Source organism: Paractinoplanes toevensis (assembly GCF_018332695.1).
GTDB classification, from domain to species: domain Bacteria; phylum Actinomycetota; class Actinomycetes; order Mycobacteriales; family Micromonosporaceae; genus Actinoplanes; species Actinoplanes toevensis.
Genome location: NZ_BOQN01000076.1, coordinates 1 through 22666 on the forward strand (window position 1 = coordinate 1; position 22666 = coordinate 22666).

The window sequence follows — 22666 nt, forward strand, 5'->3', positions numbered from 1 at the left end:
GATGGTGCGGTTGGTGACGGTGTCGCCCGTACCGGAAAGTGGGCTTGATTTCTCGCGACCCTGACCTCAAAAGGTGTCTAGCCTCGGGGCATGATCTGCCAGGAGTGGTCGGCCGCCGACCTCGTCTTGCACTATCCGCGCAATCCTTCGCCGACTCTGCGGGTCAACTTCATCGCCAGCGTCGACGGCGCGGTCTCGGTGGACGGGCTCTCCGGCGGGCTGCACGGCCCGGGTGACAAGGAGATCTTCGACAGTCTGCGGATGGTGTGCGACGCACTGATCGTCGGCTCGGGCACGATAAAGGCAGAAAATTACGACGGGCTGCGCCTGACGCCCGAGGCTCGTGCCTGGCGCCGACAGCGGGATCTGCCGGAATTTCCGCTCATGGTGATCGTCTCCCGGAGCCTGAACCTCGACTACCAGCAGTTGATCTTCACCGATGCCCCGATCCGGCCGATCATCCTCACCCACGCGGGGGCGGACACCCGCGAGGCCGCGAAACACGCCGAGGTGATCGCGGTCGGCGACGGCGAGGTCGACCTGGCCGCCGGCGTCGCCGCGCTGCACGCCCGGGGCGCCACCCAACTGCTCTGCGAGGGCGGGCCCAGCCTGCTCGGCTCCATGATCGAAAAAGACCTGGTCACCGAGCTCTGCCTGACGGTCTCGCCGCTGCTGGTCGGCGGCGGCCCCGGCCGCATCGCGGCCGGGGCGCCGGGTATCGCCCGGAAGATGTCGCTGCGGCACATCCTCACGCTGCAGGACATGCTCTTCCTTCGGTACGCGCGTCAGGGCAACTGACCGGCCCGGTCCACGATCGCCACCCTCAGCTGGGCGGTCCACCGGGAGACGACACCCTTGGGGTACGGCTTGAGGTCGCCCACGACCACCACCCGTTCGCCCAGGAAGTCGTAGGTTCTCGCGTCGAAGATGTAGTCGAAGCGGACATCCTTGGAGTCGGCGAGCCGGGAGACCGCGATGCCCTTGCGCCCGGCCACGTCGGCCTGCTTGACCAGGGTCGTCCCGGGGATGGTCGCGGCGGCCTCGAAAATCGCAGCCTGCGCGTCCGGCGGAAGGTACTGCTCACGCAGCGTGTCGCCGATCTTGTTCCAGGCCGTGGCGTCCGCGCCGTTCCCCGTGTCCGGTCCCGAGTAGAGCCAGTCCCGCATCTTCTTCGAGTCGGTGGGCAGGTCCGTCACGTAGGCCGGCGCGGTGCGGCCGTCCAGCGGCATCTCGTTCACCTCGCCGGTCTTGACCACCGTCGTGCGCAGGAGACCGGCCTTGACGCCGTCCGCGGCGAGCCAGATCTTCCGGTTGATCTCCTTGGGCGGCACCCAGGTCGGTTTCGTCTCGAGATTTTCGACGTTGTCGGTGGCGTCGATCGATTCGACGTAGACGAACTGGCCGGGCTTGGCGACGAGGGCCGGCTGGGTGCGGGCCTCGGCCGCGGCCAGCCGGAACACTCCGGCCGCGTCGATGGCTGTGACCGGCGCGGACGTGGTGGGTGCGGTGGGCACCGCCGTCGGTGCGGGATCCTCCGGCCGGGCCGTGACGACGGCGACCGTGACCGCCGCGGCCAGCGCCCCGGCCGGGACCAGTCCCCAGGCCCAGCGCCGGCGCGGCGGGGGCGGGGTGTGGAACATCCGGGCGCGGGCCCGGCTCAGCGCCGCCGGGTCGGCCGGCGGCAGGTCGGCGCGGAACCGCTCGACCAGTTCGAGGTCATTCATCGTCGAGTCCTCCGTCGTGTCCGAGGGCGGTGCGGATGCGTTTGCGGGCGCTGTGCAGCCGGGAGCGGACCGTCCCGACCGGGATGCCGAGAGCCTGGGCCACCTCCGGGTAGCTGAGCTGGGCCTGGCTGACCAGGGTCAGCACGTCGCGCTCACCCGGCGCCAGCTTGGCCAGCACGCCGGCCAGGGCCCGCACCTCATCGGCCGCGTCGACCCGGGCCTCGACCCGGTCGTCGGCGGCGTACACCGGGTCGACGCCGGTGCGGGCGAGTGCGCGGTACTGCCGGATCTCGGCGCGCTGGTGGCCGCGGAGCAGGTTGGCGGCGATGCCGTACAGCCAGGGCCGGCAGTCCTGGTGTGACACGTCGTAGTTGTCGCGGCGGCGGAAAGCGATCAGGAACGTCTCGGCGGTCAGGTCGTCGGCGAGCGAGCGGCCGACCCGCCGGGCCAGATAGTGGTGGATGGTCGTGGCGTGCCGGTCGAAGATCTGGCCGAACGTCTCCGGCTGCGCTACGGAGATCCGGATCAGGTCTTGATCGGTCATGACCTCGGTGTGGGTCACGTTCCTCCTCAACAAGTCGTCACCCACCATTGACCGATCGGCCCGGATCGGTTCGATAGTGGGGCGCGCCTCCACAGCCCGGGCAAGATCTTGTGGATAAATCTGTGGATGGCCACCAGAAGTTGTGGACAACCCATGCCAACCCACACTGAGTGCGGGTTCTGTCGTACCCCTGGTGCAACATGATCGGCGTGTCTGACGAAGCTGAGCCCACCCGCGGCGGAAAACAGAATGCAAAATCGCAGGTTGACCCCGTCGGGCGGGTGCTCGGGACCGCGGATGCCACACCGCTCCAGTTCTGGACGGCCGTGACCCCGGGCAGCTACCTGCAACTCGACGACGTCGTGGTGACCCAGCGTGAGTTGCCGGACCGCGAACCGGTGACGATCGCCGGCGTGGTCACCCAGGTCCGGGCGCGGCACGAGGGCGCGCAGTTCGACTCCGACGTCTTCGCCATCGCCGAGGGCACGCTCCCGGCCCTGGTGCAGGAGGCGGCCGAGATCACCACCACCCGGGTCGACCCGGAGCTCTACGTCCCGCCGGCCCCCGGCGCGGTGGTGCATCGGGCCACCGGCGCGGCGCGCGACGCGGCGCTGCACTTCGACCGGATGGAGCGGCGCATCCCGATGGGCACCGGCCGCGACGGCGTCCCGGTCTTCCTCAACGCCGACTTCCTCGACGGCACCCGCGGCGCGCACGTCTCCATCTCCGGCATCTCCGGCGTGGCGACCAAGACGAGCTTCGCGACGTTCCTGCTCTACTCGGTCTTCCGCTCCGGCCAGCTGGGTGCCGACGGTGCCAACGCCCGTGCGCTGATCTTCAACGTGAAGGGCGAGGACCTGCTGTTCCTCGACCACCCCAACACGAAACTCGACCAGCCCACGATGGCCGCCTACAAACTGCTCGAGCTGCCCGCGACCCCGTTCTCCGACGTCCGGGTCTACGCCCCGCCGCGGGCCGGCGACTCCTCCGGCGCCCCCGACGTGAGCAGCCGGCTGACCGGCGTCGACGCGTTCTACTGGACGCTCGAGGAGTTCTGCGAGAAAAAGCTCCTGCCGTACGTGTTCGCCGACGCCGACGACGAGCGCCAGCAGTACACGATGGTGGTCCATTCGGTGACCGCCCACCTCCATCGCTATGCGGTGCCCGCCGAGGGCGGCATCAGCATCGACGGCCGCCGCATCTCCTCCTACGGCGACCTGGTCGACCACGTCGTCGAGCAGCTCACCGACGACGACACCCGGTCGACCTGGGCGGGCAGCGCGATCAACATGGGCACGGTCAACGCGTTCGCCCGGCGGATGATCGGCAGCAAGCGCGACCTGTCCCGGCTGATCCGCGGCGACCTCGCCTCGCGCCGCCCGCACCAGATCAAGACCGCCGAGTCGGCCCAGGTCACCGTCGTCGACCTGCACAACCTGCCCGATCGGGCGCAGCGGTTCGTGGTCGGCGTGACGCTGAAGACCGAGTTCGAGGAGAAGGAGAAGGCCGGCACCGGCCGTCCCCTGCTGTTCGTGGTGCTCGACGAGCTGAACAAGTACGCCCCGCGCGAGGGCACCTCACCCATCAAGGAGGTGCTGCTCGACATCGCCGAGCGCGGCCGCTCGCTCGGCGTGATCCTGATCGGCGCCCAGCAGACGGCGAGCGAGGTCGAGCGCCGCATCGTGACCAACTCGGCGATCCGGGTGGTCGGCCGTCTCGACCCGGCCGAGGCGGCCCGGCCGGAATACGGCTTCCTCCCGCCCGCCATGCGCCAGCGGGCGCTGCTGGCCCGGCCCGGCACGATGTTCGTCAACCAGCCCGACATCCCGGTCCCGCTCTGCGTCGAGTTCCCGTTCCCGGCCTGGGCCACCCGCAAGTCCGAGTCCGGCCCACCGCCGTCGGAGACCATGCGCTCGATCGTCCAGGGCGCCGATCCGTTCGCCGTCGTGGGTGGCCGCGGCGCTGTCGACGACGACATCCCGTTCTAAGGTTCTGCGATGCGCATCCTGCACACGTCCGACTGGCATGTGGGGAAGGTCCTGAAGGGCCGGAACCGGCATGACGAGCACATCCGGGTGTTCGCCGAGGTCGTCCGGATCGCCCAGGCCGAGCGGCCCGATCTGGTGATCATCGCGGGTGACCTCTACGACACCGCGGCGCCCACGGCCGACTCGACCAGGGTGGTGACCCGGGCGCTGTCGGCGCTGCGGCGCACCGGTGCGCAGGTGGTGGCGATCGGCGGCAACCACGACAACGGCCCGGCGCTCGACGCGCTGCGCCCGTGGGCCGAGGCGGCCGGCATCATCCTGCGCGGCTCGGTCCGCGAGGACCCGGAAGAGCTGGTGATCACCGGGACGACCGAGGGCGGCGAGCGTTGGCAGCTCGTGGCCGTGCCGTTCCTCTCCCAGCGCTACGCGATCCGCGCCGCCGAGATGTATGAGTTGTCCGGCGCGGAGGCCAACCAGACCTACGCCGATCACCTCGCCCGCCTGATCGAGAAGCTCAGCGAGAAATTCGCCGAGCCCGGCGTGGTCAACCTGCTCACCGCTCACCTGACGATCGTCGGGGCGTCCACCGGCGGCGGCGAGCGGGAAGCGCACACCATCATGGGCTACGCGGTTCCGGCCACGGTCTTCCCGCGGAACACCCACTACGTCGCCCTCGGCCACCTGCACCGGGCCCAGTCGGTGATCTCGCCCTGCCCGACGCGTTACTCCGGCAGCCCGCTCGCGGTCGACTTCGGCGAGGAGGAGAACATCCCCTCGGTCGCCATCGTCGACGTCGGCACGGACAAGGCGGCCCGGGTGCGGGACGTGCCGATCACCTCGGCGCGGCCCCTGCGGACCGTCCGGGGCACCCTCGAACAGCTCACCACGGTGAACCTTCCGGACGCCTGGCTCCGTGTCTTCGTGCGCGAGACACCGCGGGTCGGCCTGCGCGAGGACGTGCAGGACCTGCTGCCCAACGCGCTCGAGGTCCGGATCGACCCGGAGATGATGCCGAACAGGGCGGGAGAGCGGATGGCGCAGCGGGCCGGCCGGTCCCCGCGCGAGCTCTTCGGCGATTACCTGGACGCACGCGGCAACGCCGAAGAGGGTGTCCGCGAGCTCTTCGACGAGCTGTACGACGAGGTGAGCAGCGCGCAATGAGCGAGCGAAGCGTGCTCGACCAGCTGACCGATCGCAGTGAGGCGGGCTTATGAGGCCGATCCGGCTGGACATGACCGGGTTCACGGTGTTCCGGGACGAGACCACCGTGGACTTCACCGACGCCGACTACTTCGCACTGGTCGGGCCGACCGGCTCGGGCAAGTCGACCGTGCTCGACGCGATCATCTTCGCCCTCTACGGCCAGGTCCCGCGCTGGGGTGGTGCCCGCGGCATCGCCAACGCGCTCGCGCCCAGCGCCGCCGAGGCCAAGGTCCGGCTGGTCTTCGAGTCGGCCGGCGACCGCTTCGTGGCGACCCGGGTGGTGCGCCGGGACGGCCGGGGCAACGTCAAGACCGCCGGGGCCGGCCTGCAGCTGATGCCGCAGGGCTTCGACGTGACCAAGCTCGACACCGGCATGGACCTCGACGACCTGGGCGAGGTGCTGGCCGGCACCCCGGCTGAGATGGACGACGCGGTGCAGGGCGCGGTCGGCCTGCCGTACGAACAGTTCACCAGCTGCGTGGTGCTGCCGCAGGGACAGTTCGCCGACTTCCTGCACGCCAAGCCGGCCACCCGCCAGCAGATCCTGGTCAACCTGCTCGGCCTGCACGTCTACGAGGAGGTGCAGACCCGCGCGGCCGGCCGGGCCACCACCGCCGAGGCCAAGCTGGCCGTGGTCGACCAGCAGCTGGCCGGTCTCACCGACGCGTCCGACGAGGCGGTCGAGGCGGCCGAGGGCGTGCTGACCCGGATGCGCGAGCTGACCGCCGCCGTCGAGGCGTCGGTGCCCGGCCTGCGCGCGGCCCGGGAGCAGGAGTCGGCGGCGGCCGCGACCCGGGACGCGCTCGACACGGAGTTGCGGGCGCTGGCTTCCGTCCGTACACCGCCGGGAAGCGCGGAGATCGCCGGCGCGACGGCGGCAGCGAGGGCGAGTGCCACCGAGGCCGCGAAGGAGGTCCGCACCGCCGAGGAGCGCGAGGAGAAGATCCGCGGCGAGCTGGCCGCGGCCGGCGACGCCGGCTCGCTGAAGCTGTTGCTGGACCGGCACGCCGAGCTGGACCGGCTGGTCGGGCAGGAGGAATGGTTCGCCGGCGAGGTGCAGGTCGCCGAGGTGGAGTACCGGGACGCGGTGGTCGCGGCCGACCTCGCGCACAGCGCGCACCTGGGCGCCACCCAGCTGCTCGAGCAGGCCCGCCTCGATTACACCGAGGCGCAGCGGCTGGACAAGGCGGCCGCGCTGCGCGCCCACCTGACCGCCGGTGGTCCGTGCCCGGTCTGCGAGCAGACCGTGACCGTGGTGCCGGCCATGCCGGCCGGGTCCGCGGTGCACGAGGCCGAAGCGACCGGCAAGGCCGCCCGGGCCGCCGCCGAGGTGGCCGAGTCGGGCTGGAAGCAGCGCGACGCGGTGGCCCGCAAACTGGAGGGCAACCTCGAGCGCAAGCGCGCCCAGCACGAGCACCACGTGTCCCGGGTGAAGGAGGTCCGCGGCGTCGTGGCCGGTTCGCCCGGTGTGCCCGCGCTGGAACGGCAGCTGGCCGAGCTCGAGCAGCTGCGGCGCAAGCTCGACCGGGCCGGCACCGCGGTGCGGACCAGCCGGGAGGCGCAGCGGGCGGCGCAGGCCGCCGCGCACGCGGCCGAGGAGCGGGAACGCACGGCGTGGCGCACCTTCGACGAGCTGCGGGACCGGGTGGCCCGGTTCGGGCCGCCGCCGGCCGAGCGGGACGACCTGTCCGCCGCGTGGGTGACGCTGGTCGAGTGGGCCGCCGGTGAGCACCGACTGCGGGCGACCGCGCGGGACGAGGCGCAGGCGGCGGTCACCGCCGCGCACGAGGCGACCGTGCACGCGTTCGCCACGGTGGGTGCGCTGTTCACCGCGGCCGGGGTCGGTGCGCCCGCCCACGCCGATGAGTCCGGCCTGATCCGAGCGGCCGCGGTCGCGGTCGAGCGGGCCGACGCGGTCTGGAAGCGGCTGGCCGACCGGCGGGAGCAGGCGCAGCAGCTGAGCGAGCAGCGGATGACGCTGCAGCAGGCCGGGCGGGTCGCCAAGGCGCTCTCCGGCCACCTGCGGGCCAACAACTTCGAGCGCTGGCTCCTCGAGGAGGCGCTCGACCTGCTGGTCGACGGCGCGTCCCGGATCCTGCGCGAGCTGACCGGCGGGCAGTACGACCTGATACACGACAAGGGTGAGTTCTACGTGATCGACCACCACGACGCCGGGCTGCGGCGCGGGGTGCGCACGCTCTCCGGCGGTGAGACGTTCCAGGCGTCGCTGTCGCTCGCGCTGGCGTTGTCCGAGCAGCTCGCCGGCATGTCGACGACGGCCGCGAGCCTGGAGTCGATCGTGCTGGACGAGGGGTTCGGCACGCTCGACGCGGCCACGCTCGACGTGGTCGCCGCGACCCTGGAAAATCTGGCCGCCCGCGGCGACCGGATGGTCGGCGTGGTCACCCACGTGAACTCGCTGGCCGAACGGGTGCCGGTGCGGTTCGAGGTGCACAAGGACGCGCGCACCGCGCACGTGACGAGGGTCGGCCTGTGACGAGGATGTTCGTCGACGCCTGGGACCCGTCCTACGGGTCGTCCTTCGAGGGCGGCGGCGGTGAGGACGGCCCGGCGTCGCCGAGCAGTGCCCAGGTCGACACCGACGTGGAGGTGCCGGCCGCCGAGTGGGCGCCGATCGACGTGGCGCCCGGCGTGCAACGCCCCGACGTGGTGTTTCTCGTGGACGGGGTGCGGCGCAACGACGCCGGGCTGTGGACCCAGGAGGAGGACGGGTCGTCCTACGCCGGGCTGGCCGCGTCGTTCGCGGCCGGCGTGGTGCGCTGTGATCTCGCCCGCGGGTCGGCCGAGATGGTCGGTGCGGAGGTGCGGCGGGGTCTCTTCACGGCCAGCCCCTCGGCGCAGGACGTGCAGACCCAACTGGTGCGCTACGAGGTGCGCCGGCTGGAAGGGCCGGGCGAGGCCAGCAAGCTCCCGTCGGCGGTCCAGCCGAAGTTGACCGAGCTCGAGCTGGAGATCTCGGCGGTGGCCCGCGGCGGCACGGCTGATCTGCTGGTGGTGGATGGCCCGCTTCGTAACCGGCGCCATCTGGTCAACACGATCGGTTACGTGAAGACCCAGCAGAAGCAGTATCTGCCGGCCACGCTGACCCCGGTGGTGACCGCCCTGCGGGCCGGCCAGCGCACCCCGGTCTTCCACCTGGGCACGGTCTGGGGTGGATGGTCGTGGTATTTGCGGCTGCCGGGCGGTTCGGGTGCGCCCTGGTCCGGCATCGTCCGGGTGGAGTGCTCGCCCGACCTCCCGCCGGAGCAGGCGATCGAGCTGGCCGAGGTCTCGAGCGCGACCCTGCCGCGGTTCGCCTCGTCGGCGTACAAGGATCCGCGGGCGCCGCAAAATCTGGTGCCGATCGCCGGATTGGAGCGCCGGTTGCGCGGGATGCTCGGCGACGCGCGGGTGCTGCACCGGCAGCTGACCGTGGCAACCGCCCGAAACCGGACCTAATCAGACACCTTTGAGGTCAGGGTCGCGAGGATCAAACCCTTTCCGGTACGGGAGACGCGTCACCAACCGCAACATCCCCCGACCGCCGCCACCCGGCAAGCAGGGTGCCACACCGGCACGTGCCGCGACTCTCGCGCAACGAGACACGCACGCAGCTCGCGCGTGGCAACGCCTTGCGCTGCTCATCCACACGCGCCGCTCCGCCCGGAGGGCGTTTTATACGTATTCGCCGGTCGGTGCCGGGTCGTGGCGGCCGGGATCGCAGATCTTGTGGCGTTGCTGCTCTGTCCGCACACTAGGTCCACAAGATCGCGTCTGGCCGAGCTCTCGGGATCGGACATAGGCGATATGTCGCGTCCTTCTGACCGCTGGGTGGCCAGGGTGTGGAAGCGCTGGTCATCAGGCGGGACCATGCCCGGGATGCAGGACGCCGACCCAGTATTCGAGAGCAGTGACCACCCTGCGGGAGGTCGTTGGCCGTCGCCCGGGACTGTTCGTCCCGGCCGGCCGGCCGGGACGTGGGCGGGTTGGGGTAGCGAGCTTGGGCCGGGCCCGCCCGCAGCGGGCGCGCGGCGGGTGAGTTGCACCAGCCGGGACCGCGTGCCACGGGGAGTGAGGCGGCGCGTACGGCAAAGGTTGATCTTCCGCGCGCAAGCGTCCCGCTCTTCGGTTCGAGGAAGCCTGGGCCGGAGTTCTGTTCCTTCTGGAATTGGCGGGACCCCGACCCGAGAAGATCTCTGGCGTTCGGTGAGTCCGAAAGGTCCGAACGGGCGGGCCTCAAGCGCGCGGGAGCGCTCCCACGGAGACGCTCCGAGAGCGCGTGCCTACGCACGGGTAATGCGCACCGCCTGTGCGTCCGCGCAGCTCAGAAGGGCGTTTCCTGGGACGCGTGTGACTGAGTATTATTCGGCTGCCCTGGTAGGCATATCGGTGCAGATGGATGAATTTGATCGTCTGCGATGTGCCTCGTGCCGCCCCCACACGACACCGGAGGACAGTTGAGAACCATCGTCCCGGAAATTTTCCCGCGCACGTTGATCCCGGCCGGGCCCCCCAGCCGTATCTCAGGCGACGGGGAAAGCTCCGGGCGGAGGTATCAATGCATGCGGTGGTCGAGGATCGACTCGCGCCGGACGGGATGTGCCTGATGACACAGCAGCGATCCGGTGGTCGGTGGCAGTCTCTCGACGGCGGCCGTGGTGTCGACGAAGGTAGTTCGGTGATCCCGCGACAGGCTCCTCGGCACGGCGCTCCCGAGGCGAAAGAGCCGAGCCACGAGGACACCCTGGTCCGCATGCTCTACGAGGAGCACGCCGGCCCTCTGCTGATGTTCGTGCTGCGGCTGACCGGCGGTGACCGGCAGCGTGCCGAGGACATCGTGCAGGAGACCCTGCTGCGGGCCTGGCGCAACGCGCACCGGCTCGGTGCGCAGGGCCAGCAGTCGCTGCGCCCGTGGCTGGTGACCGTCGCCCGGCGGATCGCCATCGACGACCACCGCAGCGCGAGCGCTCGCCCTGCCGAGACGTACGACCGCGAGCTGGAGAGCTTCCCCAGCATGTCGGACGACACCGACCGGGTTCTCCAGTCGATGACCGTTTCCGACGCGCTGCGCGAGCTGAGCCAGTCGCACCGCGAGATTCTGATCGAGACCTATTTCCGGGGGCGGACGGTGCCGGAGGCGGCGGAGAAGCTCAATCTTCCGCTGGGTACCGCTAAGTCGCGCGTGTATTACGCTCTGCGTGCGCTGCGTACGGCGCTGCAGCAGCGGGGGGTGACGGAGTAATGACCCAGGAAGACCACTACGACGTCGCGTCGTACGCGTTGGGGGTGCTCGACGAGCGGGATGCCGCTCAGTTCGAGGACCATCTCATCGAGTGCCCGCGCTGCGCCTTCGAACTGGAGTCCTTCGTGCAGGTCGCCGACCTGCTGGCGGACGTCGACGCGGGTGCCGTGATCGCGGCCGAGGAGTCCCAGCGCGACGGGCGCATTCTGACCAAGATGATCGGCGAGGTTCGCCACGATCGGCGCCGGGCCAACAGCCGCCGGCTCTACTCGCTGGCCGCCGCCGTGGTCATCTTCGCGATGCTGTCGATCGGTGCGCTGTTCGCAGGCGGTAAGTGGTTCGCCCCCGACCAGAAGTCGGCCGGCAACACCACGGCCGAGCGCGGCAGCAGCCAGCTCGACCCCCTGCCGAACTCGGACGACGGCCCCGGCGTCGGTGGTCCCGACCTGACCGGCCAGCGGTACAGCGGCAGCGATCCACGCACCGGTGTGCACGCCGACGTGGCGATGGAGAAGAAGGACTGGGGCACCCAGATCTCCTTCGCGATCTCCAACATCAAGGGGCCGAAGGTCTGCCGGCTGCTGGCCGTGCACACCGACGGCACCAGCGAGTCGCTGGTCTCCTGGAGCGTGGGGGAGAAGGGCTGGGGCACCGCCGCCAACCCGTCGCCGCTGATGCTGCAGGCGATCACCGCGACGCCACGGGAGGACATCGCGCACATCACCGTGCAGGAGGTCACCTCGGCCGGAGCCGGCGACACACTGGTTCGCGTACCGTAATAATTGCGTAGCACAAAGCGAAGGGCCCGGGCCGGAATGGCCGGGCCCTTTGTCGTGTCCAGGGAAAACGCGGACTTCAAAGGAAATTAAGGAAATTGATTGGGCCGAGTGTTCATCCAACCTGGCGCGCCCCCCGTACTACAGGCCGGAAACGCCAGATGCAGGAACACTGGAGGGCACACCGTGGTACCGGAGAAGCGAAAGTTGATGGTTGCGGGTGCTGCCATCGCCGCAGCGTTCGCAGTGGCCGGCTGCGCCCCGCAGGGATACGACGCCGCGGACTACGGCAACGCCGCTGAACCCGCGTCGAACGACGTAGCAGCCACCGCCGATCCGGCGGCCACCGCTGATCCGGCCGCCACTTCGGACCCGGCCGCCGAGGCCGACCCGGACGCCACCGCGGCTCCCGGATCGGACACGAGCGCCGCGCTCTCCGAGGAAGAGGTCACGAACAAGCTGACCGGTACCGCCGTCAAGCGCATGGGCGAGGTCGTGGAGAACGAGGACGGTTTCGTCCTCTACCGCTTCGACGGCGACTCGAACAACCCGGCCAAGTCCAACTGCGCCGGTGACTGCGCCAAGATCTGGCCGGCCGCGCTCACCAACGACGGCAAGCCGACCCTCAAGGGCGTCTCGTCGAGCGTGGTGGGCACGGTCACCCGGGCCGACGGCACCAAGCAGCTGACCATCAAGGGCTGGCCGGTCTACACCTACATCGGCGACAAGAAGCCCGGTCAGTGGAAGGGCCAGAACGTTTCCGGCAAGTGGTTCGTCATCAAGCCGGACGGCGCCAAGAACCTCACCTGCCTTCCTGCCGTGTCCAAGCCGGTAGCCCCGCCCGCCGCGGAATCGGGTTCCGAGTCGTCGGATTCCGGAACCGCCGGCAGCGACTACAGCTACTGATCCAAGCGCCATTCAGTAAACCGCTCTCTCGGAGGTCGAAAATGTTTGCCGCTCGCTCCTCTCGCCGGCTCAAGCGCTGGTTGGTGGGCATTTCGGCAATGGTGCTCGCGTTCCTGGTGGCTCCGGTTTCCCCGGCGCACGCCGCGGGCGGGGACATCCCGGTTCCGGCTACCACCTTCAAGGACAAGGGCGCCGGCGCGGTCAGTGCCGCCGACGTGGACTTCGTGATCAAGGTCCGGCTCGCCGGACTTTGGGAGATCCCGGCCGGCAACATGGCGCAGGAGAAGTCGGACGACCCGAAGGTCGTCAACATCGGCAAGTCGATCGCCGCGCAGCACGTGGTGCTCGACCAGCTCGACCGCGATGTGGCGAAGAAGCTGGACATCCAGCTTCCGGCCGAGCCGAACGCGGACCAGCAGGGCTGGCTGGGCGAGATGAAGGCGGCGAACTCCACCACCTTCGATCAGATCTTCATCGACCGGCTCCGGGCGGCTCACGGGAAGATCTTCCCGGCCATCGCCTCGATCCGGTCGAGCACTCGTAACGACTCGGTCCGGCAGCTGGCCCAGCAGGCCAACCAGTTCGTCATGACGCACATGACGCTGCTGGAGTCGAGCGGCATCGTCGACTACGGCGCTCTGCCGACGGCCGCCGCGCCCGCGGCGCCCGGTGGAGGACCGGTGCCGGTGGACCAGCAGATGGTCGCCGCGGCCAGCAGTGGCAGCAGCGGCATCCCCGGTGCCAACACCACCGTGATCCTCCTAGTCCTCGCCGCCGCACTAGTGGCCGGCGTTATCACGACCATGCGCATCTTCCGGGCGCGGTAATCCCCGAAAACCTCGTCCAGGTCGAGACAGAGAAAGGTGTCACCCCATGCGAAGGTCCCACTACCGCCGGCGCGCATCCACGAAGTCAGGCTGGTTCAGTGGCCGGCGCCGGATCATCGCCGTGGCCGGCACCCTGGCGGTGTTCGGCGGCATTCTGACCGTCACCCAGGTGTCGAACGCGAGCACCGATCGGACGCAGAAGAAGGCCCTGTCGGCGTGCAACAACGTCTCGGCTCCGGCGTCGACCAAGCTCTCCACCAAGACCCGCAAGGGCAGCTGGACCGAGGAGAACGGGGCGATCACGCAGCACGCCGATGACGGCGCCGGTGACGTGGTGACCACCGCCGAGCTGCGGGCTCGCTGCCGCCGCTGGGTGATGAACAACGTCGGCAACAACGGTGGCGCGGCCACGTCCGCCCCGGCGGCGACCGCCACGGCCACCGCGACGGCCACGAACGACACCAACGCCGGTGGCCAGAACGGCAACGGCGGCAACAACGGTGGGAACAACAACGGCGGTAACAACAACGGCGGGAACAACAACGGCGGCAACAACGGTGGCGGCCAGGCCACGACGGCTCCGCCCGCCGAGGCCACCACGGCCCCGCCCGCGGACAACGGCGGCAACAACAATGGCGGCAACAACAACGGTGGGAACAACAACGGCGGCAACAACGGTGGCGGCCAGGCCACCACGCCGCCCCCCGGCGCCGGTCTGGGCGTCCTGACCAACAGCTGCGACACCAGCACCCTGGCGCCGCACGACGGCTTCCAGAAGGGCGACCGCTGCGTCTCCACCGAGTTCGGTGAGGTCTCCAGCGCCGCCAACAACTCGTCGCTGCTGATCACCCAGGCGCCGAACGTGGTGAAGGTCAACACTCCGTTCACCCTCAAGGTGAGCACCCGGAACCTGATCCGGGACCGGTTCCTCGCGGCCGGCGCGGGCGGTTACTACGTGGAGAGCTCGGTGCTGCAGGACGGCATCGTCCGTGGCCACTTCCACACCGCCTGCCGCATGCTCGAGTCGACCCGGGTCGCTCCGGACCCGTCGCCGGTGCCCGCGTTCTTCGTGGCCACCGAGGACAAGAAGGGTGGCAAGGCGCCGGACGAGGTGACCATCCAGGTCGCCGGCCTGCCGACGCAGGGCACCGCGCAGTGCGCCTCCTGGGCCGGTGACGGCTCGCACCGTATTCCGATGATGGAGCGAGCGAACGAGACCCCGGCCTTCGACGCGGTGAAGTTGCGCGTCGTCAACTGATCCACGAACCGCCGCGGACCGGTATCGAACCTGACCGGGGTGGGACCGCCGACACGGACCCACCCCGACAGGACCCCCCGTCGACACCGGTTGGTCGTTCTTCCCCCTGACGGGCGGCCGTAGCGGATGGTTCAAGGCGACCCGGATCACTCGGGTGTCCGGTCGCCCCCCGATGGCCCTGACCGGGAGCGCGGTCAGGGCCATCGGTCTGGGCCATCGGTCTGGGCCATCGGTCTGGGTGGAAAGAAAGCTAAGGTGGCCCGGTGAAGGAAGTGACCCGCCGGCTGATCCCGCCCGAGCGTTATCACTTCGCCCGCACCCTGGCCCCGCTGCTCGCCCCTCAGTTCGACCCGATCGGCCGGCTGACCGCCGACACGTTCAGCCTGGCGGCCCGCACGCCGGAAGGCCCTGGCGCGATCCATCTAAGTCGCGAAAAATCGGGCGAAATTGCAGCGAAAGCCTATGGCCCCGGAAAGCAGTGGCTCACCGAGCACGCTGACGCGATCACCGGCCTCCGCGACGACCTGACCGGCTTCCCTGCCCTGGCGAAACAACACCCGGTGGTCCATCAACTGGCCCGCACCTTCCACGGCATCCGGATGCCCACCACCGGGATGGTTTTCCACCGCGTACTCCGCGCGATCCTGGAGCAGAAGGTAACCGGCGTCGAAGCCTTCCGGGCGTACCGTCAGATCGGCCGGAAGTTCGGCGAGCCGGCGCCGGGCCCCGGAGATCTGCTGCTCCCGCCCGATCCCGCCGCGATAGCGGCGACCCCCTACTGGGCGTTCCATCCGCTCGGCGTGGAACAGCGCCGCACCCAGGCACTGCTGCGGGCCGCGCAGGTCGCCGCCCGCCTGGAGGAGTGCGCCGACAGCGAAACCGCCACCCGGAGACTGACCGCCCTTCCCGGGATCGGCCCGTGGACCGCCGCCGAGGTGGTCCGGATCGCCTACGGCGACGCCGACGCGGTGAGCGTCGGCGACTACCACGTGCCCAACACGGTGGCGTTCGGGCTGGCCGGTGAGGCCCGCGGCACCGACGAGCGCATGCTGGAGCTGCTGGAGCCGTTCCGCGGCCATCGCGCCCGGGTCTGTGACCTGCTCGCCCACGGTGGCATCCGGGCGCCCCGGTTCGGGCCGAGGATGCCGATCCGGTCCTTCGCGAAGTTCTGACGCGCGTATCCCGGTCCTTCTGGGTAAGTTGGTCCCCTCGTGATCGCTTTGGCCCAGGAGAGTTGACGATGGGTGGCACCGGCGGAGAGATCGTTCTGGTCCTGGTGCTCGTGCTGGTGAACGCCGTCTTCTCGGGTAGCGAGATGGCTCTGGTGTCACTGCGCGAGTCTCAGATCCAGCGACTCGAACGACAGTCCAGCGGCGGAAGGGTGCTCGGCCGGCTGACCCGGGACCCCAACCGGTTCCTGGCCACCATCCAGATCGGCATCACCCTGGCCGGGTTCCTGGCGTCCGCGGCGGCCGCCGTGTCGCTGTCGAAACCGCTGCTCGAACCGCTCAGCTTCCTCGGCGACGCCGCCGAGCCGGTGGCCATCGTGATCGTCACGATCGCGCTGACCTTCGTGACGCTGGTCGTCGGCGAGCTGGCCCCGAAACGCATCGCCATGCAACGCACCGAGGGCTGGGCGCTGCTGGTGGCCCGCCCGCTCGACATCCTGTCGATGATCTCCCGCCCGGCGGTGTGGCTGCTCGGCGTCTCCACCAACCTGATCGTGCGGCTGGCCGGGGGTGACCCCACCGCCCAGCGCGAGGAGGTCACCACCGAGGAGATCCGCGACATGGTCGCCGCCCAGCAGGACTTCTCGGCCGAGCAGCGCACCATCATCAGCGGCGCCTTCGAGATCGCCGACCGGATCCTGCGGGAGATCCTGGTGCCCCGCCGCGACGTGCTCACCCTGCCCACTGGCTGCCCCGCGCACGAGGCGCTGCGCTCGCTGATCGACGGCGGGCACTCCCGGGCGCCGGTGGTCGGCCCGGCCGGCCTGGACGACGTGATCGGGGTCGTGCACCTGCGCGACCTGATCGACGCCCAGGGCCCGGTGGACGCGCTGTGCCGGCCCGGCCTGTTCCTGCCGGAGACACTGCGGGTGTCCGACGCGCTGCGGCAGATGCGCGGCGAACGCGTCCAGCTGGCGCTGGTGGTCGACGAGCGCGGCGCGATCGACGGGATCATCACCATGGAGGACCTGGTCGAGGAGATCGTCGGCGAGATCTACGACGAGACCGACCGGGACGTGGCCGCGGTGGTTCGCGAGCCGGACGGCGCGCTGCTCATGCCCGGCGCGTTCCCCATCCACGACCTGCCCGACATCGGCCTGCAGGACGAGTCGAACGCGCACGAGGACGGCGACTACACCACGGTGGCCGGCATGGTCCTGGCCGCTCTCGGGCACATCCCCACCGATCCGGGCGAGGTGGTGGAGTTGCCCGGGTTCACCGCCGAGGTGGTCGAGGTGACCGGCCGGGCCATCACCCGGGTGCGGTTGCGGCCCCTGCAGACCGCCGGCGAAGAGGCATAGCGGTCACAATTGCTGTGCGAGGAGGTGACGTCCATGCAAACTGGCGGCGTGGCTTTCACCCTGACGATCGACTGCGGCGGCGGCGGCATCAAGGGCTCCGTGCTCGACGAGGCGGGCACGATGCGCGCCCAGCCGTTGCGCGTGCCGACTCCGTACCCGTTGCCGCCCGACCTGTTCGTCAAGACTCTGGTGCAGCTGGGCGAGCGGCTGCCCACCGCCGACCGGGTCACCGTCGGCATGCCCGGCATGCTGCGGCACGGCGTGGTGGTGGCCACCCCGCACTACGTGACCCGCAGCGGCCCCCGCACCAAGGTCGACCCCGAGCTGGAACACGCGTGGTACGGCTTCGACGCCCGCACCGCCCTCGCCGAGGCGTTCGGCCTGCCCACCCTGGTGCTCAACGACGCCGAGGTGCACGGGGCCGGAGTGGTCGCCGGCACCGGTTGCGAACTCATGCTGACCCTCGGCACCGGCCTGGGCTGCGCCCTCTTCGACGGCGGCGTGCTCGCCCCGCACCTGGAGATGTCGCAGGCGCCGGTGCGCTGGGGTATGTCCTACGACACGTACATCGGCGAGCACGAACGCCGCCGGCTCGGCGACGCCCTCTGGTCCCGCCGGGTGCGCAACGTCGTCGAGGGCCTGCGCCCGGTCTTCCTCTGGGACCGCCTCTACCTGGGCGGCGGCAACTCCCGCCTGATCACCCCCACCCAGCTGGCCCGGATGGGCGACGATGTGGTGGTGGTGCCGAACACGGCGGGCATCGTCGGCGGCGTCCGCGCCTGGTCACTGGGGACGTCCCGCTGACATGCGTCCGGACGCGATCCTGCTCGACTTCGGCGGTGTCATCGCCGACGCTCCGCCGCAGCGTTCGGCACCGCCGGCCCTGGTCCTGCGCATCTACAACCTCACGAAGGGCGCGCTGAGCCCCGGCGAGATCCAGCGCTCGCTGACGACCGGCGCCGCGAAATACGCTGAGTGGCGCGACGAGGACTGGCCCGACGAGCTCTCCCAGGCCGAGGTCTGGGAGCGGTTCGTCCTGCCCGGCTGGCCGCCGGCCGCGCAGGTCCCGGTGCGCGGCGCCGTCCGCCACCTGAGCTATGACTGGGCCTGGCGCGACAACTGGGATCTTCGCCCGGGCATCCCGGAGGCGGTGCACACCGCCTACAACGCGGACATCCCGCTGGCCATCGTGAGCAACACGCTGTCCGGCGCGGCCCACCGCGACTTCCTGAAGAAGACCGGCCTGAACCCGTACTTCGCCGTGCAGATCTACAGCGACGAGGCCGGCGTCCGCAAACCCAACCCCCAGATGATCTGGAACGCCACCGACGAACTGGGCGTCCCCCCGGAGAACTGCTGGTTCGTCGGCGACTCCCGCCGCCGCGACATCGCCTGCGCCCGCCGCGCCGACGTCGCCCGCGCGATCCTGATGCCCTCCCCGCGCACCGGCCGCGAGCCGGAAGACCCAACCCCCGACGACACCATCTGCGACGGCCACGAACTCTGCGCGCTGATCGCCAAAACCCTTTGAAAGTACGCACACCGAACGGCCCCGCCGAGCAGTCCGACCAGACTGCAACTACAGGCCGTGCGCCCGCTGCGGCCAGGCGTCGCTCACAGCGACGGAGCGTCCTCGAAGGACTGTGACCAGACGTGACCGAGACCGAGTTCCGCGAACGCCTTCTCGATCGTGTTCACCCGGGCGAACCGGTCCAGGAGGTCGCTCCAGGTCCGCAGATCGTCGGTCCACGCCTGCACGAACTCGTGACACAGGTACGGGGTGATGAAGGCGCTCGCGCCCTTGGCCGCCCGCAACGACCCTTTGATGGAGAACGCTCGCGCCGCGTCGGTGACGTGCGTGTCGACCTCGGACAGCACGTGGTCGAGCAGGGCACGCCGGCGGAACACGAAGTCACCCCAGAACGCCGGGCTCCCGGCGGCCGGGTCCTGGCCGAAGTCGAGCATCCAGTAGAGACCCTCGGCGAGGGTGTCGCCGAGCTCCTCGTTGGTGGCCCGCCGCGGTGTGGCGAACGGGTTGTAGGACCGCTGCACCATCGTGCCGGACCGGGCCGCCCGGAACGGGACACCGTCCCCGAGCAGGAAGAACCAATCCTCGTTGTAGATGTTGGGGAAGAACGACCGGGTCGCCAGTGGATTGATGATCATCGCACCGCCGCCGATGAAGGTGTCCTGGTCGGCGCCGACCGCACGGTAGGCGTGGCAGACCACGGAGTTGTCCGCGAAGCCGGTGTTGTTCAGGCCGACCGCGCGGTAGCGCCCAGTGTTCAGGTGCTCGGCGGCGCCCGCCAGCTCGTCCGGCAGCACACCGCAGATGTCGTCGTCGAGGAACAGCACCCGGTCCCAGCCGGCCGCCCGGGCGATCAGCAGACCCAGATTGCGCTTGAGGCTCAGGTCGCTCACCGCCGCGAAACCGGCTGTGCCGACCACCTCGTCGGTGGCGAACGAAGGCAGCTTGGGTCGCACGTCGTGCAGGTCGACCGCGACTATGCGGGCGTCGAACGCCTGGGCCAGCGCCACCGCGTGCCGCGCCTGCGCCTGCCCGCTGCACAGGGCCACGAGCGGCCGGCCGAGGTCACGGGCCAGGGCGAGAGCGTCGCGCAACGCGTAGGCCGCCCGGAAGGTGGGCACGATGATCGCGTCCAGCCGCCCCGCCGACTGCGGAGCGAGGTCGTCGAGCAGGTGGCGATGCGAGGCATGATGCAGGTCCGGCGTGGTCCGCGGTGCCGGGAGGGTGGTCATTCGCTGTGCTCCGGCCAGGTGTGCAGCACGTTGTCGGCAACGGTCCAGTCGGGGGTCACCACGACCCGCTGCCCGACGATCGGGACCCGGAACAGGATGCTGTACGAGTCGGCGTCGCCGAAGGTCGTGGAGATGTACTCCGCGTTACGATTACGGAGTTTCTTGTCGGTGAGTGCGCGAACGGCGCCCAACACTCCGCGACTGAACATGCCATTGCACAGCGTAACCGTGCGGCGGCGGTTGAACGGATTCGTCCCGCGAAAGAAATAGCCCACGTCCTCGGCGAGAACCTCCTCGCCGCGCTCCTCGGCGATCACGGGCGGGAACGACAAGGTTTCGTCGCCGACCACCCGGAAGCAGCCTCGATGCAGCGCATCATCTTGGGAGACCTGCTCGACCGGGGCGCCGATCCGGGTCATGAGCTCACGCTGCGCGGGGTTGCGGTCCACGCCTCCGAGAACGACCAGATGCCCGGTGAAGTCGTCCTCGTTCATCTTGCGCACACTGCGGTATTCCACTCGCACGTCCGGGTTGACCGCCCGGATGTGCCCGTGCAACTCGAAGAGCGCGTCCAGGTCGGTGAGCCGGGAGAGCTCGGAGTAGTCGAGGTCGGTCGGCTCGGTGTCCGGTATGCCGTCGAGAACCTCGTCCGGCAGCTCGGGGCAGACGATGACGATCGGCTCGTCCTCGGCCGGGTCGGGGAAATACCACGGCCCGCGCCCGACCAGCGTGGCGGTCGGCGCCGCCCCGTTGCTCTCGGTCGCCCTGATCCGCAACGCCAGCAACTCGTCACGCAGGACAGTACGTGCGGCACGTTCCCGGTCGTTCAACTCGGTCTCGGCCGGCACGCGATAGGGGTGGCCGGCGACCGAGCGCGCGGTGCTGAAGAACGACGCGTACTCCACGAGTTGTTCCTCGGGGGGCGTGACCGGATCTTCGCGGCGCTCCCAGGAGGAGATCAAGGCCGGGCTGCGGCCGAGCGCCTGCGCCAGCTCGGCCTGGGTGATCTTCAGGTTGAGGGCCGACTGCCGGAGGTCGCGTAGGCGGCGGGCCAGCTCGACGGCTGCTTCTTCAGTCGGCTGCACCGCACTCTCCCTCAACTTCAGTTCGGGACTGGCCAGTTTTACCGCACGTTTGGCCCGGTGTCGAGCTTAATCCGAAGAATGCCATCACGATTGCCTAACAGGCGACTGGAAGTCTAGCCTCATCTATAGGACAACTGAATTTCTGGCTGAAGTTCACTGGAGGTGCTGATGTTGCACCGGTGGATCGGTCCCCTCATCCGCGCTCCGACGGGCATCGCAGCCCTCGTCGAGCCCTCTCCCGGCATGTCGCCCCGCGCCTCAACGGCGAAGCACCCCCGGTTGGTCAGAACCGGAGGTGCCTCTGAATCGAGCAAGCCCCTCTTGCGGGAAAGGCGATACCCGAATGCCCACCTTAGACGTTTTGCAGGCGAATTTCCTCGCCGCTTCGGCCGGTGAAAACCCACCCGCCGGTCGTGTGTTCGCCGTGCTCGGCGCGGTAGCTCTGCTGATGTTCGCGTTCGGCTCCATGCGCCGCGCCGTCGGCCCGTTCGCCGAGATCCTCAAGGCCGCCCTCGGCGCGGTCGCCACCTTTCTGCTCATCGCTCTGGCCGTACTCCTGCTGCTCGTCTCGCTGGTGAGATGACCGGACGCACGCGGCTGTCGCTCCGATCGACAGCCGCGTGCCCCTCAGGGAGGATCGAGATCGCGGCGGTAGGTCGGGGAGGACGGGCGGTCCGTGGCGAATGTGCGCATTGAGACGGCGGTAACCGAGGATGCCATCGGCGGTATCCCCGCACCGGAGGACCAGCGATTCTTTCTCGACCGCCTGCAACGCGGCCGGGAGTACGGCCGCGCCTACCTCGCCCTTCTCGGCTCCGACCTGGTCGGTTGCGTCTACCTGCAGCTCGACGAGGCCGAGGAGCCCGAGCTGCGGGCCCTGCTGCCGGACACGCCGCTGATCCAGCGCCTCCGGGTCTTCGGCCCGCACCAGCGGCAGGGCATCGGGCCGATGCTGGTCGCCGCGGCCGAGCACGGCGCGCGGGCCGAGGACTTCGGCCGGATCGCGCTCGGCGTCGACGTCGACCCGCGGCGGCGTCCGGGGGAGCAGCAGATCGACCTGGTCCGCTTTTACCAGAACCTGGGTTACCGGGAATGGCCGCACGGACTGGTCAAGACCTTCGACGACGACGAGCAGAAGGACGGGAGCTGGGTGCGCCGGCCGGGGCTCTGCCGGATCTTCACCAAGCACTTCAGGACGACGTGACCTGCCAGACCGTGGTGCTGCGGGTCGGCACGCTCTCCAGGGCCTCGATCACCGGGATGTCGTAGGTGGCCCGCTTGATCAGGCCGGTCGGCAGGTAGGCCCGGCCCGGGTCACCGACCAGCACCAGTGCGCCGCCGTAGGCCGCGCGGCGCAGGTAGGGCAGCACCCGAGCGGCCATCTCGCGGCTGTAGAACACGTCGCCGGCCAGGATCACCTGCTGTGCGGGGGCCGTGTCGAGGATGTCGGCCTCGACCGTCTCCACCTTCACGCCGTTCTCGATCGCGTTCGCCTCGGTGGCCGCCAGGGAGAACGGGTCGATGTCGTTGGCGGTCACCGGGGAGCCGCCCGCGAGCGCCGCGGCCACCGCGACCAGGCCCGAGCCGGTCGCCAGGTCGAGCACGCTGCGCCCGGCGATCAGGTCGGGGTTGTCGAGCAGGTGACGGGCCAGCGCCTGGCCGCCCGCCCAGGCGAACGCCCAGAACGGCGGCGGCTGTTCCGGGCCTGCCTCCTCGGTCTTCTCCCACAACTCGATCGGTTCCTCCGCCTGGAAGAGGGTCACCTCGGGGACGAACGGCACCGGCGCGGGCCTGGTGTTACTGCGGATGAAGTCGAGGAGCAC

General features: G+C 70.0%; 21 protein-coding genes. 16 read left to right on the forward strand and 5 right to left on the reverse strand.

Annotated features, from left to right (window positions below):
* The first annotated feature begins 90 nt into the window (after window positions 1-90).
* The gene (locus tag Ato02nite_RS29470; RefSeq protein ID WP_213009916.1) at window positions 91-798 is read left to right on the forward strand and encodes a pyrimidine reductase family protein; all 708 of its coding nucleotides are present in this window, start codon (window positions 91-93) and stop codon (window positions 796-798) included.
* Here the strand turns inward: Ato02nite_RS29470 and Ato02nite_RS29475 are convergent.
* The gene (locus Ato02nite_RS29475; protein WP_213009917.1) at window positions 786-1724 is read right to left on the reverse strand and encodes a CU044_5270 family protein; all 939 of its coding nucleotides are present in this window, start codon (window positions 1722-1724) and stop codon (window positions 786-788) included. The genes Ato02nite_RS29470 and Ato02nite_RS29475 overlap by 13 nt on opposite strands.
* Entirely contained in the window at window positions 1717-2268 is a 552-nt protein-coding gene (locus Ato02nite_RS29480) for an RNA polymerase sigma factor (RefSeq protein WP_246607565.1), read from the reverse strand. The genes Ato02nite_RS29475 and Ato02nite_RS29480 overlap by 8 nt, the downstream gene beginning before the upstream one ends.
* A gap of 200 nt (window positions 2269-2468) precedes the next feature.
* Here Ato02nite_RS29480 and Ato02nite_RS29485 point away from each other — a divergent pair, with 200 nt between their 5' ends.
* The 13 genes from Ato02nite_RS29485 (at window position 2469) to Ato02nite_RS29545 (ending at window position 18529) form a co-directional block, all read left to right on the forward strand.
* Window positions 2469-4256, forward strand: coding sequence for an ATP-binding protein (locus Ato02nite_RS29485; RefSeq protein WP_246607548.1), 1788 nt, complete (start codon window positions 2469-2471; stop codon window positions 4254-4256).
* Between the two features lie 9 nt (window positions 4257-4265).
* Window positions 4266-5417: an exonuclease SbcCD subunit D gene (locus tag Ato02nite_RS29490; protein ID WP_213009919.1), complete on the forward strand. Its 1152-nt coding sequence runs from the start codon at window positions 4266-4268 to the stop codon at window positions 5415-5417.
* A 49-nt stretch (window positions 5418-5466) separates the two neighbouring features.
* Complete coding sequence (locus Ato02nite_RS29495; protein ID WP_213009920.1) at window positions 5467-7956, forward strand: AAA family ATPase; 2490 nt, start codon at window positions 5467-5469, stop codon at window positions 7954-7956.
* Window positions 7953-8918, forward strand: a complete 966-nt coding sequence (locus Ato02nite_RS29500) for a hypothetical protein (protein WP_213009921.1) — start codon at window positions 7953-7955, stop codon at window positions 8916-8918. Before Ato02nite_RS29495 ends, Ato02nite_RS29500 begins: the two co-directional genes overlap by 4 nt.
* A gap of 1099 nt (window positions 8919-10017) precedes the next feature.
* A complete protein-coding gene (locus Ato02nite_RS29505) occupies window positions 10018-10701 on the forward strand; it encodes a sigma-70 family RNA polymerase sigma factor (protein WP_203799587.1) in 684 nt (227 codons plus the stop codon).
* Window positions 10701-11480, forward strand: a complete 780-nt coding sequence (locus Ato02nite_RS29510) for a zf-HC2 domain-containing protein (protein ID WP_213009922.1) — start codon at window positions 10701-10703, stop codon at window positions 11478-11480. Before Ato02nite_RS29505 ends, Ato02nite_RS29510 begins: the two co-directional genes overlap by 1 nt.
* Window positions 11481-11687: 207 nt before the next feature.
* Window positions 11688-12383: a COG4315 family predicted lipoprotein gene (locus Ato02nite_RS29515; RefSeq protein WP_213009923.1), complete on the forward strand. Its 696-nt coding sequence runs from the start codon at window positions 11688-11690 to the stop codon at window positions 12381-12383.
* A gap of 98 nt (window positions 12384-12481) precedes the next feature.
* On the forward strand, window positions 12482-13210 hold the full coding sequence (locus Ato02nite_RS29520) for a DUF4142 domain-containing protein (RefSeq protein WP_213009924.1): 729 nt from the start codon (window positions 12482-12484) through the stop codon (window positions 13208-13210).
* Between the two features lie 46 nt (window positions 13211-13256).
* The gene (locus tag Ato02nite_RS29525) at window positions 13257-14468 is read left to right on the forward strand and encodes a Pecanex-like protein 1 (RefSeq protein WP_213009925.1); all 1212 of its coding nucleotides are present in this window, start codon (window positions 13257-13259) and stop codon (window positions 14466-14468) included.
* Window positions 14469-14731: 263 nt separating this feature from the next.
* Entirely contained in the window at window positions 14732-15640 is a 909-nt protein-coding gene (locus tag Ato02nite_RS29530) for a DNA-3-methyladenine glycosylase family protein (RefSeq protein WP_438873081.1), read from the forward strand.
* 68 nt (window positions 15641-15708) lie between these two features.
* A complete protein-coding gene (locus Ato02nite_RS29535) occupies window positions 15709-16998 on the forward strand; it encodes a hemolysin family protein (RefSeq protein ID WP_213009926.1) in 1290 nt (429 codons plus the stop codon).
* Window positions 16999-17046: 48 nt separating this feature from the next.
* Window positions 17047-17802 (forward strand): ROK family protein, encoded by a 756-nt coding sequence (locus Ato02nite_RS29540; RefSeq protein ID WP_213009927.1) that lies wholly within the window; start codon window positions 17047-17049, stop codon window positions 17800-17802.
* 1 nt (window position 17803) lies between these two features.
* Window positions 17804-18529: an HAD family hydrolase gene (locus Ato02nite_RS29545; RefSeq protein WP_213009928.1), complete on the forward strand. Its 726-nt coding sequence runs from the start codon at window positions 17804-17806 to the stop codon at window positions 18527-18529.
* 83 nt (window positions 18530-18612) lie between these two features.
* Here the strand turns inward: Ato02nite_RS29545 and Ato02nite_RS29550 are convergent, their stop codons facing one another.
* Both Ato02nite_RS29550 and Ato02nite_RS29555 read right to left on the reverse strand, forming a co-directional pair.
* Window positions 18613-19758, reverse strand: a complete 1146-nt coding sequence (locus Ato02nite_RS29550; protein ID WP_213009929.1) for a type 1 glutamine amidotransferase family protein — start codon at window positions 19756-19758, stop codon at window positions 18613-18615.
* Window positions 19755-20843, reverse strand: a complete 1089-nt coding sequence (locus Ato02nite_RS29555) for a helix-turn-helix domain-containing protein (protein ID WP_246607550.1) — start codon at window positions 20841-20843, stop codon at window positions 19755-19757. Before Ato02nite_RS29555 ends, Ato02nite_RS29550 begins: the two co-directional genes overlap by 4 nt.
* A gap of 343 nt (window positions 20844-21186) precedes the next feature.
* Here Ato02nite_RS29555 and Ato02nite_RS29560 point away from each other — a divergent pair, with 343 nt between their 5' ends.
* A complete protein-coding gene (locus Ato02nite_RS29560) occupies window positions 21187-21426 on the forward strand; it encodes a hypothetical protein (RefSeq protein WP_213009930.1) in 240 nt (79 codons plus the stop codon).
* A gap of 102 nt (window positions 21427-21528) precedes the next feature.
* Window positions 21529-22047, forward strand: coding sequence for a GNAT family N-acetyltransferase (locus tag Ato02nite_RS29565; protein ID WP_213009931.1), 519 nt, complete (start codon window positions 21529-21531; stop codon window positions 22045-22047).
* Here the strand turns inward: Ato02nite_RS29565 and Ato02nite_RS29570 are convergent.
* Entirely contained in the window at window positions 22034-22666 is a 633-nt protein-coding gene (locus tag Ato02nite_RS29570) for a class I SAM-dependent methyltransferase (RefSeq protein WP_213009932.1), read from the reverse strand. The two genes, Ato02nite_RS29565 and Ato02nite_RS29570, sit on opposite strands and share 14 nt — an antisense overlap.